Source organism: Moorena sp. SIO3A2 (assembly GCF_010672265.1).
Taxonomy (GTDB): Bacteria; Cyanobacteriota; Cyanobacteriia; order Cyanobacteriales; family Coleofasciculaceae; genus Moorena; species Moorena producens.
In genome coordinates this window covers 34,707-49,173 of record NZ_JAAHHC010000024.1, presented here as the reverse complement: position 1 = coordinate 49,173, position 14,467 = coordinate 34,707, and the positions used below count along the sequence as shown (strand labels likewise).

At 44.6% G+C, this 14,467-nt stretch carries 12 protein-coding genes and 1 pseudogene; 4 read left to right on the top strand and 9 right to left on the bottom strand.

Features of this window, described 5'->3' with window-relative positions; all coding sequences use genetic code 11:
• Nucleotides 1-187 precede the first annotated feature (187 nt).
• The 4 genes from F6K64_RS23730 to F6K64_RS23715 form a co-directional block, all read right to left on the bottom strand.
• Nucleotides 188-682, bottom strand: coding sequence for a tellurite resistance TerB family protein (locus F6K64_RS23730; protein WP_071106672.1), 495 nt, complete (start codon nt 680-682; stop codon nt 188-190).
• Nucleotides 683-974: 292 nt separating this feature from the next.
• Complete coding sequence (locus tag F6K64_RS23725) at nt 975-2,150, bottom strand: agmatine deiminase family protein (protein WP_287266456.1); 1,176 nt, start codon at nt 2,148-2,150, stop codon at nt 975-977.
• 9 nt (nt 2,151-2,159) lie between these two features.
• On the bottom strand, nt 2,160-2,285 hold the full coding sequence (locus F6K64_RS23720; protein WP_267872122.1) for a hypothetical protein: 126 nt from the start codon (nt 2,283-2,285) through the stop codon (nt 2,160-2,162).
• Nucleotides 2,286-2,548: 263 nt separating this feature from the next.
• Nucleotides 2,549-2,722, bottom strand: a complete 174-nt coding sequence (locus F6K64_RS23715; RefSeq protein ID WP_154659977.1) for a hypothetical protein — start codon at nt 2,720-2,722, stop codon at nt 2,549-2,551.
• 63 nt (nt 2,723-2,785) lie between these two features.
• Here F6K64_RS23715 and F6K64_RS23710 point away from each other — a divergent pair, with 63 nt between their 5' ends.
• Both F6K64_RS23710 and F6K64_RS23705 read left to right on the top strand, forming a co-directional pair.
• A complete protein-coding gene (locus F6K64_RS23710; RefSeq protein ID WP_287266453.1) occupies nt 2,786-3,613 on the top strand; it encodes a Uma2 family endonuclease in 828 nt (275 codons plus the stop codon).
• A 90-nt stretch (nt 3,614-3,703) separates the two neighbouring features.
• Complete coding sequence (locus F6K64_RS23705) at nt 3,704-4,453, top strand: Uma2 family endonuclease (protein WP_287266450.1); 750 nt, start codon at nt 3,704-3,706, stop codon at nt 4,451-4,453.
• Nucleotides 4,454-4,622: 169 nt separating this feature from the next.
• Here the strand turns inward: F6K64_RS23705 and F6K64_RS23700 are convergent, their stop codons facing one another.
• From F6K64_RS23700 to F6K64_RS23680, 5 genes are all read right to left on the bottom strand, one after another.
• The gene (locus tag F6K64_RS23700) at nt 4,623-5,234 is read right to left on the bottom strand and encodes a Uma2 family endonuclease (RefSeq protein ID WP_287266448.1); all 612 of its coding nucleotides are present in this window, start codon (nt 5,232-5,234) and stop codon (nt 4,623-4,625) included.
• Between the two features lie 521 nt (nt 5,235-5,755).
• Entirely contained in the window at nt 5,756-7,339 is a 1,584-nt protein-coding gene (locus tag F6K64_RS23695; protein WP_008190814.1) for an NAD(P)H-quinone oxidoreductase subunit 4, read from the bottom strand.
• Nucleotides 7,340-7,443: 104 nt separating this feature from the next.
• Entirely contained in the window at nt 7,444-9,510 is a 2,067-nt protein-coding gene (locus F6K64_RS23690; protein WP_008190813.1) for an NAD(P)H-quinone oxidoreductase subunit 5, read from the bottom strand.
• A 745-nt stretch (nt 9,511-10,255) separates the two neighbouring features.
• Nucleotides 10,256-10,687, bottom strand: a complete 432-nt coding sequence (gene trxA, locus F6K64_RS23685) for a thioredoxin (protein ID WP_008190808.1) — start codon at nt 10,685-10,687, stop codon at nt 10,256-10,258.
• 86 nt (nt 10,688-10,773) lie between these two features.
• On the bottom strand, nt 10,774-11,490 hold the full coding sequence (locus tag F6K64_RS23680; protein ID WP_008190806.1) for an NnrU family protein: 717 nt from the start codon (nt 11,488-11,490) through the stop codon (nt 10,774-10,776).
• A gap of 118 nt (nt 11,491-11,608) precedes the next feature.
• Here F6K64_RS23680 and F6K64_RS23675 point away from each other — a divergent pair.
• Nucleotides 11,609-12,521: pseudogene (locus F6K64_RS23675) on the top strand (LysR family transcriptional regulator); the annotation flags it as partial.
• Nucleotides 12,522-13,035: 514 nt separating this feature from the next.
• On the top strand, nt 13,036-14,460 hold the full coding sequence (locus tag F6K64_RS23670; protein WP_008190803.1) for a serine/threonine-protein kinase: 1,425 nt from the start codon (nt 13,036-13,038) through the stop codon (nt 14,458-14,460).
• The last annotated feature ends 7 nt before the right edge of the window (nt 14,461-14,467 follow it).

Sequence of the window (14,467 nt, the reverse complement as noted above, 5' to 3'; positions counted from 1 at the left end):
ATCGTTTCTTCGTCCCTGTGGCTACTCATTCTTTTAGATGTTCTTGGCGGCAATCTGGTAAACTGTCAGTAAAACAGTAGGGTGCGTTAGGGACGGGATCACCCTACTGTTTTGGGTAGCCAGTGTTGGGAAAGTCCGTCCCGTAACGCACCATCGGGTCAAACAGCTTTAATGAGATACACCCGAATTAAACGTCGGTTTCAAACAATGCAAGGCGCAATCGCTCCGCTGAATCTTCCAGTTCGGCCAGGGACTCCAGGCTAACCGCCACGCTGCGTTCAATCCCTAAAATTTCTGCCGCTTTAGCCACAGATGCTTTTTCTTTGTCATGGTAATTACCATCGGCTCGACACATCTTGATCCCTTGGTACAAAAGGGTTCGACGAAAATTCAGAGGAAAGTCATACTTGAGACTACTCAATAGCTCCTCAACTTTAGCATTTTTCCAATCGAATTGGCGGAGCGCTTCAATGTATTCTTTTTTTTCTTCAGATTCGACTAGCAACATTTCCTGTTCATCAATATACCACTGTAATTCTGCTTCTGCCAATTCCCCATCCGCTCCAGCAATTGCCATTAAGGCACCGCTGTAATTCACGCCTACCTCAAAATCAACTGGTTGAGTAATGTTATATCTATTTTGAGCATATGGGGTCACCTGAAGACTTTTTCCACTTGTCATAGTTTTACTCTCTGTTTTTGATATAGGTGTTTTGAGCAAGTTTATTATACCACAAGATAAATTGATGGGAGCATGGGGTAAACCCCCTGTTTTTAAAGGTTATAAAACTCAATACTTTTTTGAGGTTAATCACCTGTAGTTTGAGAAGATTATCAATAAAATTATCTAGTAATAGATAATATAAAACTGTACTAAAATCACAGACTATTTGTTAAATCTTGCTTAAATATTTATTTCTGTAAAACGGGCATCTTGGTGGAACAGACATCTTGCCTGTTTCCTGTCCCAAAATTTACTGATTGCTGACGGCTGACGGCTGACGGCTTACCCCATTAGCCACAGGTACCTGTTGGGTAATACAATGAATTCCTCCTCCACCTTCAGCCAGAATCAGACTATTTACACCAACAACCTTCCGCCCAGGGAAAACCTCACGCAGAATAGCAAGGGGAGCATCATCTTGGCTGGAGTCACCAGCAATCGGAACGATTACCGCACCATTAGCAATGTAAAAATTCATGTGAGCAATATCTAAGCCAAGAGGAATCTCAACAATCTCAAACTTACGTCCACGAGCATCAGTACTTTGTTGTAATCGATGCTTAGCATCCCGACAAATCTTGTAATTTGGATCATTAGCATCATCAGTGCTATGGAGTAAGACCAATCCAGGTGCGGCAAATGCGCAAATCCCATCCACATGTCCATCTGTCACCGGATCAGGTACGATACCACGACCTAGCCAAACCACCCTTTCAGCCCCGAGATAGTGCTTCAACACTCTCTCAACTTGAGACTTACTCATGGTGGGGTTGCGATTAGGGTTCAGTAAACATTCCTCAGTGGTGATAATAGTGCCTTCACCATCTAATGTCACACCACCCCCCTCCACCACTAGAGAGGATGAGTACATGGTAGTATCAAGATAGTGAGATAATCGCGCCTTAAGTAAAGCATCGTCCTGATAGGGGGGAAACTTACCGCCCCAACCGTTGAAAGTAAACCCAGCTACCCGACGTGAACCCTTGCCGTTCACCAAAAACATTGGACCGGAATCCCTGGCCCAGCCATCGTTTACGGGAAATTCAATTAGTTCGATATCTGAACTCAACAAGCCTTTAGCCACACCCTTGTCTTGAGGATGAACAACCATCGAAACCGGTTCAAACTCATTGACAGCATTCGCCACTGCTGCCCATTCCCGCCTTGCCTTCTTCAGACCATAGCCTTTCCAATTCTGAGCTGGAGGAAACACCATGATCGTGAATTCATGGGGCTGCCATTCCGCTGGAAAGAAAAAGCCATCCTCAAGGGGTGTTGTCTGCTGTAATAACGTAACTCCACTGCTGCTATAGTCCGGCATTCTACTACTAACCTCAGTTCTCACCCTTGAGCAGACTGCTGACATACCCAAGGCACTAGCAGCTGAAACAAGACTTAACTTTAGTAACCTTCGACGATTCAACATAGCGTGTATCTATTCTAGAGTACTTATCACTTGGGTCGGGAGTCCGGAGTCGGGAGTCGGGAGTCGGGAGTCGGGAGTCGGGAGTCGGGAGTCGGAATCCTGCCATACTTCCAACACTTCCGACACTTCCGACACTTAACACACTTTTTGATGGTCAATGCTAGCAGCGGTATCATAGAGTGGCTCAAATGTCCAGTGACAGGTGATCTGTTTTTTCTACTGATGGTCAAATTAAGGTAATTAGAGATTCTGTAATGCGGTGTGATTGCAATTACACCTTTGGGTAATGGGGAAAGTCTTTTTACCATTACCCTTATTTCCCATACAGAAAATGCTCACTAATGTAAGCTATCAGCTATCAGCTATCAGCTATCAGCTATCAGCTATCAGCTAATGCGCTATGGGAACAGCTTTTGAATCAAACAGGTAAGCATTGGTTTAATCTCAGTGAAGTCACAGCTTCGTTCGCACAGCGTGGCCATTCGCGTAGCGTGGCCGAAAGGCCAAGGCCAAAGCCTGTGCCACGCTGACCGCTGACCGCTGACCGCTGACTGCTTACTCACTAATACCAAGTCCGGTTAATTTGTTAAGTTTCAAGTTTCTAGTTTCAATTTTAATCGAATGGTGTCTTTCCTATGACTAAAGTACCTATTACTAAAGTAACTGACGAACTCAAAACCGAAATTTTCTACCCCGACAGTGATGGTAAGCCTATGACAGAAAGTGATCCTACTCGGGATTATCTGATTTATGGGGTAAACGCCTTAAAAAGTTATTTCAAAAATCGGGAAGATGTTTATGTTTCCGGTAACTTATTTATTTACTACCAGAAAGGAGAACCCGATCAGGTAGTCTCTCCCGATGTATTTGTGGTTTTTGGCGTAGAAAACAAACAGCGAAGAAGCTACAAAACTTGGGAAGAGGGAGGAAAACTGCCCAGTTGGGTATTAGAAATAACCTCAAAAAGCAGCCGGAATAGTGATCAAACCACAAAAAGCCAACTATACCAAACTATGGGAGTATTAGAATACTTTCAGTATGACCCTACTGGGGATTATCTTAACCCGCCACTTAAGGGATTACTTTTGGTGAAGGGAAAGTATAAACCTATCCCCAGCAAGTCTTTAGGGGATGGAGATTTTTCTATTGATAGTGAAGTCTTAGGTCTAGAGCTTCAAGTGCATCAGGGAAAACTAGAATTTTTTGATCAGAAGCTGGGTACAAAGCTATTAAATTTTCAAGAACTGGAGATAGCTTATCAGCGAGCAAAGTTAGAGCAAACCACAGAAGCTCAAGCCCGACAACAAGCGGAGTTAGAGCGAGCTGCTGAAGCTCAAGCCCGACAACGAGCAGAAGAAGGGCTACAGAATGCTATTTCCCAGTTATTAAGCTTAGGCTTGACTGTTGAACAGATAGCTGAAGCACTAAATTTATCAGTGGCAGAGGTTAACCGTCACGTTTAAATTGGTTATTCCCCCTTACCTATTTCCTGTTCCCTATTCCCTGTTCCCTATTCCCTATTCCCTACTCCCTACTCCCTTGCTGAATGACCAATGACTAATGAGCAATTAAAACCTAAATTTTTTTATCGCAATACTAATGGTACACCAATGGCAGAAAGTGACCCTAACCGAGATTATATCATTTATGGCGTAGAAGCCTTGAAAAACTATTTCAAAAATCGAGACGATGTTTATGTTTCCGGCAACTTATCGATTTACTACCTAGAAGGCGTATATGATGCGGTAATTGAGCCTGATGTATTTGTAATTTTCGGAGTAGAAAATAAACTACGAAAACACTACAAAGTTTGGGAAGAAGGAGGAAATTTTCCGAGTTGGATATTAGAAGTAACTTCAATAAATACTAAGGGAACTGATCAAAGATTTAATCGCCAAACATACCAAGATATGGGAGTATTAGAATACATGCAGTATGACCCTGTGGAAGATTATCTCCAACCACCCCTGAAAGGATTACGTCTGGTGGAGGGAAACTATGAGCCTATGGCTAGCAAACCTTTAGGAGATGAAGATTTCTCGATTTACAGTGAAGTCTTAGGTTTAGAACTTCAAGTGAATCAGGGAAAACTAGAGTTTTTCGATCCGAAGTTGGGAAAAAAGCTATTAAACTTTCAAGAACTGGACATGGCTTATCAGGAAGCTGAACAAGCACTACAGCAAACTGAACAAGCACTACAGAAAGCTATTTCCCATTTATTAGGATTAGGGTTAAGTGTGGAACAGATAGCTGAAGCCTTGAGCTTATCAGTAGAAGACATTAATCACAGACTGCAAGAATAACTAACGTCAGTTTTGGATAAGGAGGAGCGAAGGGAGTAGGCTGAAAGTGTTTAAGAATTCAGCCGTCAGCCGTCAGCTGTCAGCCATTGGCGTAGCGTGCGCGTAGCCCATAAGCTGATACGCGACACGCTGATAGCTGATAGCTGAATGCTTACGAACGTGCCACTCCTCAAGCTTCCCAAATTTCTTCCATAACCATGACAAAACCAGGCAGCACCGAATCATCCCCCTTCACCGTAGCGGGATTTTCCAATTGCTCCACATCAGCACCAGGACGGTAAATATACACTCGACGACTATTTGGCTCAATCAACCACCCCAACCTCGCACCATTGTCCATGTACTCCTCCATCTTCTCCTTGAGATCTTTTACCCTATCACTGGGGGAACGCAACTCAATCACAAAATCTGGGCACAGAGGAATAAATTTTTTTCTTTCTTCTTTACTCAGGGATTCCCAGCGCTCCAGCTTGAGCCAAGATGCATCAGGAGAACGATCTGCCCCATTGGGCAGCTTAAAGCCACAAGAAGACTCAAAAACCTTCCCTAGCTTTGTTTGGCGGTTCCATAACCGTAGCTGAAAATTAATGTCGGAATTTTTGTCAGATGTTTCACCTCCTGTTGGGGGCATAATAATTATTTCTCCGTCGAATGTGCGTTCAATAAGTAAATCTCGATTAACCTGACAAAACTCAAAAAATTGGTCATCATCCATATCCAATTCTGGAGGCATCCTCAGCACAATGGGATTAGTTTCAACAGGTGTGGTGACTACTGTCATGATTTAGCTACTTCCCGCATAAAAGAGTTTCTTCGTAAGCATTCAGCTCTCAGCTATCAGCTATCAGCCAAAAGCTTGTGGCGACGCTACGTAAACAATTTATACCCATAGCGCACGCTACACCAAACAGCTAGCTTTTGAACAAAATAAGCACCTCAAGCAGCGTGAGTCTAAAGCTGACGGCTGACGGCTGACGGCTGAATGCTTACGTTTATTCTATTCTAAAGTTTTGGTTAAGCGATCGCTGGCAAGAGCTTCTCTAAGGGAAGAGAACATTAACTATAGTTAGTGTATTTTTCAACAAAAAAATGTAGGGGTTGGTTCATACTCCCCCTACATTACTACATTAATAAACCCTACTAATTTGTTAAGCACTAGTAGGGTGGGCAAAGTAATCGAGTCTAAAAGAATCAACAAAATAGAATTGTTTTTGCCCACCCTACAAGCTCAAAAAAATAGAACTGTTTTTGCCCACCCTACTAGTTTTTGCTACTAGCTAGTCAACAGTAAAATATCAATCCTTAACGAGGACTAATGGGTGGAGCGAAAGAAACTATTGGAGCATTTTCTAGTGCTACTGGTGGTTCGTTGACCAAGGTTGGTACAGAGTTGCGGAGTCGTGCGGTTAGCTGGACTGTGGTAGCGTCATAGATCTGAGTCACAATTTTCGGATACAAACCAATCCCGATAATTGGTACTAATAGACAGGCAATAATAAACACTTCCCGAGGTTCCGCATCAATCAAGGCTTCGTGGGCGACTAATTCCTTGTTTTCCGGACCGTATAAAATCTCGCGCAGCATCGAGAGCAGGTAAATTGGTGTTAAGATAACCCCGACAGCTGCCAGGACGATCACTAATACCTTGAAGAAGGAACCGTAAGCATCACTGGTAGCAAAGCCAACAAACACCATCACTTCTGCCACAAACCCACTCATTCCGGGTAATGCTAAGGATGCCATGGAACAGGTTGTCCACATGGCGAACATTTTGCCCATTCTCTTACCAACACCCCCCATCTCATCGAGCATCAAGGTATGGGTACGGTCATAGGTAGCTCCTACTAAGAAGAATAGGCTGGCACCGATTAAACCGTGGGAAATCATTTGCATCACTGCCCCACTCATGCCTAAGTCGGTAAAGGAAGCAATACCAATTAAGACAAATCCCATATGGGAAATGGATGAGTAAGCAATCTTACGCTTGAGATTACGCTGGGCAAAGGAGGTAAGGGCAGCGTAGACAATATTGACAATCCCTAAAATCACCAATACCGGAGCAAACACGGCATGGGCATCGGGTAGCATGCCAGCATTCATGCGGATGAGGGCATATCCCCCCATTTTCAGCAGAATTCCAGCCAGGAGCATGTGTACCGGGGCTGTGGCTTCCCCGTGGGCATCTGGTAACCAGGTATGTAGAGGGAAGATGGGTAGCTTGACCCCGTAAGCAATCAGGAAGCCTCCGTAAAGCAATAGCTGGAAATTGAGGGCGTAATCTTTGAGGGCTAGCGATCGCATATCAAAGGTTACGGTATCTCCATAGAATGCCATGCCTAAGGCAGCTAGCAAGATAAACAGGGAACCCCCTGCGGTGTAGAGGATAAACTTGGTAGCTGCATAGAGACGCTTTTTGCCCCCCCAGATTGACAGTAGCATGTAAACCGGAATTAACTCCAGTTCCCATACCAAGAAGAACAACAGCATATCCTGAACAGCAAATACAGCAATCTGACCACCGTACATTGCCAACATCAGGAAGTAAAACAGCTTAGGCTTGAAGGTTACCGGCCAAGCTGCCAGCATCGCTAGGGTAGTAATAAAGCCAGTCAGTAACACTAGAGGCATGGATAAGCCATCTACACCTACTGACCAATTCAAGTCCATTTGAGGCACCCAGCTGTATTTTTCGACCAGTTGCAGTTCTGGGTTGCTCAGGTCGTATTGGGTCACAAAAGCATAGACAATTAGGGCAAAATCAATTAACCCAATAATTAAAGCGTACCAACGCTCCCAAGTCCCATTTTTTTCTGGCAGAAACGGGATCAGAAGCGATGCCGCAATCGGAAACAGAATAATTATTGTTAGCCAGGGGAAATCTGTCATAGTCAACTAGTCAGTCACCATTGGTCAAAAGAAAATTGCAAATTGTTAATTGTTAATTGTTAATTGTTAATTTTTGATCAACAACTAACAATTAACAAAGCAGGTCAGGTCACACCTGAGACAATTACTAAACCCAGTACTGCGAGGAAGACAATTAGAGCATAGAATTGGGCACGACCGTTTTCTACGTATTTCAGTGCTTCACCACTGAGCAGGGTGAAAAAGCCAGTCAGGTTTACAGCACCATCAACGATACGGTAGTCTACCTCCATAACTTGCCGTGCTAATCGACGGCTTCCCTGAACAAACAGCCGGTCATAAATTTCATCGAAGTACCACTTATTGAGAGACAGCTGATATAGGGGCTGGATTTTTTTAGCGATCGCATTGGGGTCAATCTTGCCCTGTAAGTACATCAGTACCGCAACGGAAATCCCAATCAGACCAATTCCCACGGAACTGCCGCCCATAATCAGAAATTCTGACCAGTCAAAGGCTTCTGCTTCTGCCACGACTTCGGCTATGGTTTCACTGGCTGGGTGGATAAATTCCTCAAAGTAGTTGTTAAAGGGAGTTCCCACCAAACCAATCAGTACCGATGGCACGGCTAAGACTAACAACGGTAGAGTCATCGTTAAGGGTGACTCATGGGGAAACTCACTGTGGTGGTGGTCGTGGTGATCATGGTCAGCCTGAGCTTCAAGTTCCCGTACATCCATAGCACCAGGACCAAAAGCAGGTACAGCTACACCAGCAGCTTCCTTGAGTTGATGACGGATTTCCATTTCATTGCCCCGAAATTCCCCTTCAAAGGTAGAGAAATACATCCGGAACATATAGAAAGCAGTCATTCCAGCAGTCAGCCAGCCAATTCCCCAAAGTATTGGACTTACTTCAAAAGTACTGCCTAAGATTTCATCTTTTGACCAGAACCCTGCGAAGGGGGGAATTCCACAAATTGCCAAGGTTCCAATTAGGAATGTCAGGGAGGTAATGGGCATAAACTTACGCAAGCCTCCCATTAACCGCATATCCTGAGCTAAAATCGGGTCATGGCCAACCACAGCTTCCATACCGTGAATTACTGACCCAGAGCAGAGGAACAGCATGGCTTTGAAATAAGCGTGGGTCATCAGGTGAAATAAGCCAGCACCATAGGCTCCAATGCCCATTGCCATTACCATATAACCCAATTGAGACATAGTTGAATAGGCTAACCCTTTCTTAATATCATTTTGAGTAATAGCAATGGTTGCCCCTAAGAAAGCGGTAAATGCTCCCGTCCAGGCAATCACAGTCATGGCGACTGGAATCCCTTCAAACACGGGGTACATCCTGGCAATCAAAAACACCCCAGCAGCTACCATGGTTGCGGCGTGAATTAGGGCAGAGATCGGGGTTGGGCCTTCCATGGCATCGGGAAGCCAAACGTGGAGGGGAAATTGGGCGGATTTAGCCACCGGACCTAGAAACACTAAGACAGCGAACACAGCTGCCATGCCTGCACCCAGGTAACCTGATTCCACAAAGGCTTCCAGATTGGCTCCCATGACATCAAAGTCGAAGGTGCCAGTTGCCCAGTAGAGTCCCAACATGCCTAACAGCAGACCAAAGTCTCCGACACGGTTAGTCACGAAAGCTTTTTGACAAGCATCTGCTGCTGCCTTACGGTCATACCAGAATCCAATTAACAGGTAGGAACACATTCCCACCAGTTCCCAGAAAATATAAACTTGCAACAGGTTGGCAGAAACGACCAACCCTAGCATAGAGGAACTAAACAAGCTTAAATAAGCATAAAAGCGCACATAACCGGGGTCATGAGCCATGTAGCCATCGGTATAAATCATCACCAGAAAAGCTACGGTGGTCACAACTACCAGCATCAGTGCCGTTAAGTGATCGATGGTATAGCCCATCATTAGGTGAAAATTGCCAGCAGCAGCCCACTCCAGGGTGCGTTGATAGGGTTCATGACCATGAAATTGACTCCAGAGTATAGCAAAGGAGAACACCATGGACGCCCCCAACCAGGAGACAATAAATACAGCTAACAGCTGCCGCAGACGGTTCGTTGCTCTATTGAAGGAAATTAGCCCCAGACCAACCAGCATTGCCCCTGCCAAGGGAAACACTGGGATTAGCCAGGCATATTGATAAAGCGGTTCCATTTAAGACAGCCTACTTCAGATTTCGTTACTATTTTGGCAAACTGTTAACCGCTCATGTCTAAAGTTTTTCTTTTTGTTTGTCTGTAGAAGGCCAGACGCTTTAATCTCAACTGCACTATAGCAGCCTAGGCCATGGACTTACGGTCGGCATTGGCTTGCGGCGACTACTACCAACAGCCGCCATCCCGTGAATAGGCTACTAAGGTCTCATATCTGATACAAATCTTAACCTTTTTCGTAATCTTCATCACAAAATATCTCATCAAAATGGGTAATCATCATGAGATAATCGGACTAATTGATGAAAATAATAAAAAAAGTTTAGTTAACAAAAATTTATCTTTTCGTTACGGAGCCATTGCCAATTACTAGGAATGGAAGTGCTATAATCGATAATTTATAAATTCACAGGCACAGATCAGGCACAAGAGTCAGAAACCAATTAGTAATTGGCAATCGGTAATTGGTCATGGGAAAGGGTAAACCCACAACCTGGTTACCGATGACCAATTCAATGGCTAATTAGGTTAAGGCGCGCTAATTAGTTTAAGTTAAGGTTCTAGGCTTTTAGGTTGAATGGCTAAGGGTGTTCTGACCTAGTTGGCTAGCGCCTGGTCAAGCACGGAGGCTCTCAAAAGCTTTCCTTCTGTACCATTACCCTCTTGTAGCTAATACCTAATACCTAATACCTAATACCTAATAGCTAATACCTAATACCTAATACCTAATACCTAATACCTAATACCTAATACCTAATACCTATAATTTCTCTTGAGGAGATATTGACCGAAAAAGCTTTCAAACCTTGGCGCTGCCTTTTATCCAAGTCCTTGGTGAAATCTGGGTATTGGCAGTGTGATTTGAGCAGCCTGGCAATTTCCCTGAGCAGCTCATCCCGACCTTGGAAACCTTCTATTCGTGAGACCAACTGACCTTGCTCAAAGAATAGCAATGTCGGTAGGGTCTTGAGTCGATAGGTATTGGCAAGCTTGAGATTGTTATCGGCGTTTACTCTGACAACCTTGACATAATTGCTTCCTTGAGTTTGGAATTCCTCAAGTATGGGGTGAACAAACCGGCACACTCCACACCAAGGGGCCCAGAAATCAACGATAACTGGGGTGGAAGAGTCTAAAACTGTTTTTGAAAACGTCCGTTCATCAACAGACAATACCATGGTTTTTGAAAATATAAGGGTTTTTACATTTGTTTGGGATCATGCTACATCGAATCGGGATCATCTGAACAACAGAAATGCCCTAATTACCAATTTACTTGGGCTACAGCTGTAATCATGAGGGGATGTACCCACCACAACAGCCCAGTAAAACCGATGACTCCTAGGTATGCCGGACGAACAAACTCTTGCCATTTCAGGAATTGACGTCCCTGGATAATTGCCAAAAAAGGGATTACCGATGTGCGAGCTTTGACTGTACAAAAGGCTTCTCCATGCCGTGCCAACAACCGGCGGTCTCCATGCCAGACAGCGAAAAGATGGTGGAGAATTAATCCCACGGAGGTCAATAGGGTAAAGGTGCTACCAATCCAGAGGGTATGGGCAATACACCATATTACTTGTCCTACCATTTGGGGATGCCTGGTAACCCGCATAATGCCAGACTCATATAGATGGACTTGGGGCTTTTGAATCGCAGCAATTTCCAATAAATTAAACGTAGCTGGATAAAGAAACAAGAACGAAATCCCTGAAAGCCCCCATACTAATGACTTCATCCCTGGCAGGTCCTGAAGGAGCCACAACTGTAGACCATCATACCGATGGTTCAAAAAGTAAATAATTAATACAACTGCTAGCGGAAGACTCACTAAAGCAAAGACAATACGATAAAGCCTTGGACCAATTATTTGTTCACCCTTAGAACGCAGGGCGGCTAAACCACTATGAGCGATCGCAAAAGTCAATAGCAACCCAAACATGACAAAGTGGCTGACACTCAGCCAATTTGGAAATACCATAGGCAAGGGTGATAGATGAGAAATAACGCTCTATTATAGCAAAAAAGAGCAAGAATTTGAGTCCTGGTTATGTTAGTGTCGATTTCAGCTCGCTCCTTTCTGTTAATGGTTTAGCCCTATGTCTGACCTACCTTTTTCTCTCGATCAACTCCGTATACTCAAAGCGATCGCTACTGAGGGGAGTTTCAAGCGTGCTGCTGATAGTCTATACGTAAGCCAACCTGCTATCAGCCTGCAAGTACAAAATTTAGAGCGACAGTTAGAGGTGCCGTTATTTGACAGGGGTGGACGCCGTGCCCAACTGACCGAAGCTGGACACCTGCTGTTGGACTATGGGGAAAAAATTCTGGCTCTATGCCAGGAAACCTGCCGAGCCATTGACGACTTACAAAGTCTCCAAGGTGGGACCTTAATTATTGGTGCATCTCAAACTACCGGAACCTATCTACTACCTCGGATGCTTGGTATGTTCCGACAACACTATCCTGAAGTGACAGTACAATTACAGGTTCACTCCACTCGCCGCACTTCCTGGGGTGTAGCCAATGGACTGGTGGATTTGGCCATTATTGGTGGTGAAGTTCCCCTAGAACTTCAGGAAACCTTGACCATTAGTCCTTATGCTGAAGATGAGCTAGTGCTAATCTTGCCTGCATTTCATCCCATGGCTTCTTTGGAGAAGATCGAAAAAGAGGACCTGTATAAGTTACAGTTTATTGCCTTGGACTCCCAATCCACCATCCGTAAGGTAATTGACCAGGTATTAGGTCGCAGTGGCATTGATGCTAAACGGTTTAAGGTGGAGATGGAACTTAACTCCATTGAAGCGATTAAGAACGCAGTACAGTCAGGACTAGGAGCTGCCTTTGTATCGATTACAGCTATTGAAAAAGAATTACAAATGGGCGTGCTACACAGGGCAAAAATAGAGGGAGTAGTGGTTAAACGGGTATTGTCTTTGGTGATTAACCCCAATCGTTACCTTTCCAAAGCAACAGAAGCCTTCTGTAGGCAGATTTTGCCCTTGTTTGGCTCAGTAGCATGGCACGGGCAATCCTTGCCACTATCAGGGATGGTAACTAATCCCAACAATCTAGAAGTGGATAGCCCCCACGCTGAAGCCGGGGGTTGAAAGCGATGCAGCGCGGTCTTGGGGGTTTCCCCCATGAGCGACTGCATCAAGAGAAGGTAGAAAACAAGTGACGGAATTTATCCCGCTGCCCAGGAGAAGATCTGATCAGTAATGCAAAAAATTCCAGGGGCTTCTTCAAAATGGCGTGAGTTTAATATTAGCTAACGACTAAAATAAACACAACAACGAGCGACTTGCTAGAGCTTGTCAGCTGAGTTCTAACCTCTGATACCTGAGCGAAGCGCGAAGCGGTAGCAAGGAATGAACATTAGCATTTGGATATAGATATAGATTAAAACTATAGAACTAATGTACAAATGCCTAGCCCTCGATTGAGGAATATAAATAGACTCTAGTAGAGTATCAAGTAGATGCCTGGTAGCGCCTTGTCTTTCATAGTGATCCTCTAAAACATGGAAATTTTCTGCACCCGTCCTGGCTGCCCAAATCCCCATAATTACTTTGATGATCTAGATAACAGAACCACTCTAACCACCACAGAGCAAAGGTATTGTAATAGCTGTGGTATGCCCCTGATTGTAGCAAGTCGCTACATTCCCTCCCAGCTGCTGCGGAAAGGAGGATTTGGAGCCGCATTTCTAGCACGCGATCGCTATACCCCTACCTTGCGTCAATGTGTAGTTAAGCAGTTCCAACCGTCTGGGAGAATTAGCCAGAGGGAACTACAAACTGCCCACAGATTGTTTGAGCGGGAAGCAACGGTTTTAGAGAAATTGGGCAGGCGTCACCCCCAAATCCCCGATTTGTATGCCTACTTTCCGTTGACTGTGCCGAGTCTGAAACCGGGTAAAGAAGACCAGTTTTTCTATCTGGTACAAGAATATATTGATGGACAAAACTTGGAGGAAGAACTCAACACCTTAGGAGCATTTTCTGAAGCCAAAGCCATAGAAGTGTTAACAGAAATTCTCAAAGTCCTCCAATTTGTCCATGACAATGGCTCCATTCATCGCGATATCAAGCCTTCCAATATTATGCGCGATCGCAATGGGCTTCTCTATCTATTAGACTTTGGTGCAGTTAAGCAACAGGTCAACCCAGGATCAACAGCGGCGAGGTCTACTGGTATTTATTCCATCGGATTTGCACCACCGGAGCAAATGACCGGTTCTCAAATTTACCCTTCAACGGATTTGTATGCTCTGGCAGTGACTGTGATGGTTTTGATGACTGGCAGAGAACCCAATGAACTCTACGAACCTGTTACCCATGAATGGAACTGGAGAAGTTATATCCAAATCAGCAATGCACTTGAGAGTATTTTCAATCGACTACTTATGCCAATGCCCCATCAACGCTTTCAGTCTGCTCAGGAGGTTCTTGATGCCATAAATTGTTTAAACATTGCTCAGACAACCCCTCAACGCCATTATGGCTCAGTTCTACCAGTATCCCCACCCTCCCAGCCCCACACCAGGCGACCACAAACCCACTCACCCCTATCCAAACCCCTCAGACCAAACTTTTCTCTACTTGAGGTACTAGGGGCGGCTGCGTTTACTGGATTTGAGGGAGCTTTATTATTCATTGCTGCAACTGCTTTTGCTAAGATCGTCTCCTCCAACCCACTGGGTATGCTTTTATGGGGAATGAGTTTGGGAGGGCTAATTTATGCTCAATATCGCAGGTTTATTGAAAAAATTGACTTAGTGATTATTGGAGGCATAAGCTTGGGACTTTTGATACTTTTCCCGGTGCTGCGAGTCCAGCAGTCAATCCAGTTAGTTATCATAATATCAGTTCTAGCTGCAGCAGCAGCGATCGCTCTGACGGCACTTTTCCGGCTGGTTTATCAACTGTTATCTCGAATACTATAGCAGGGGC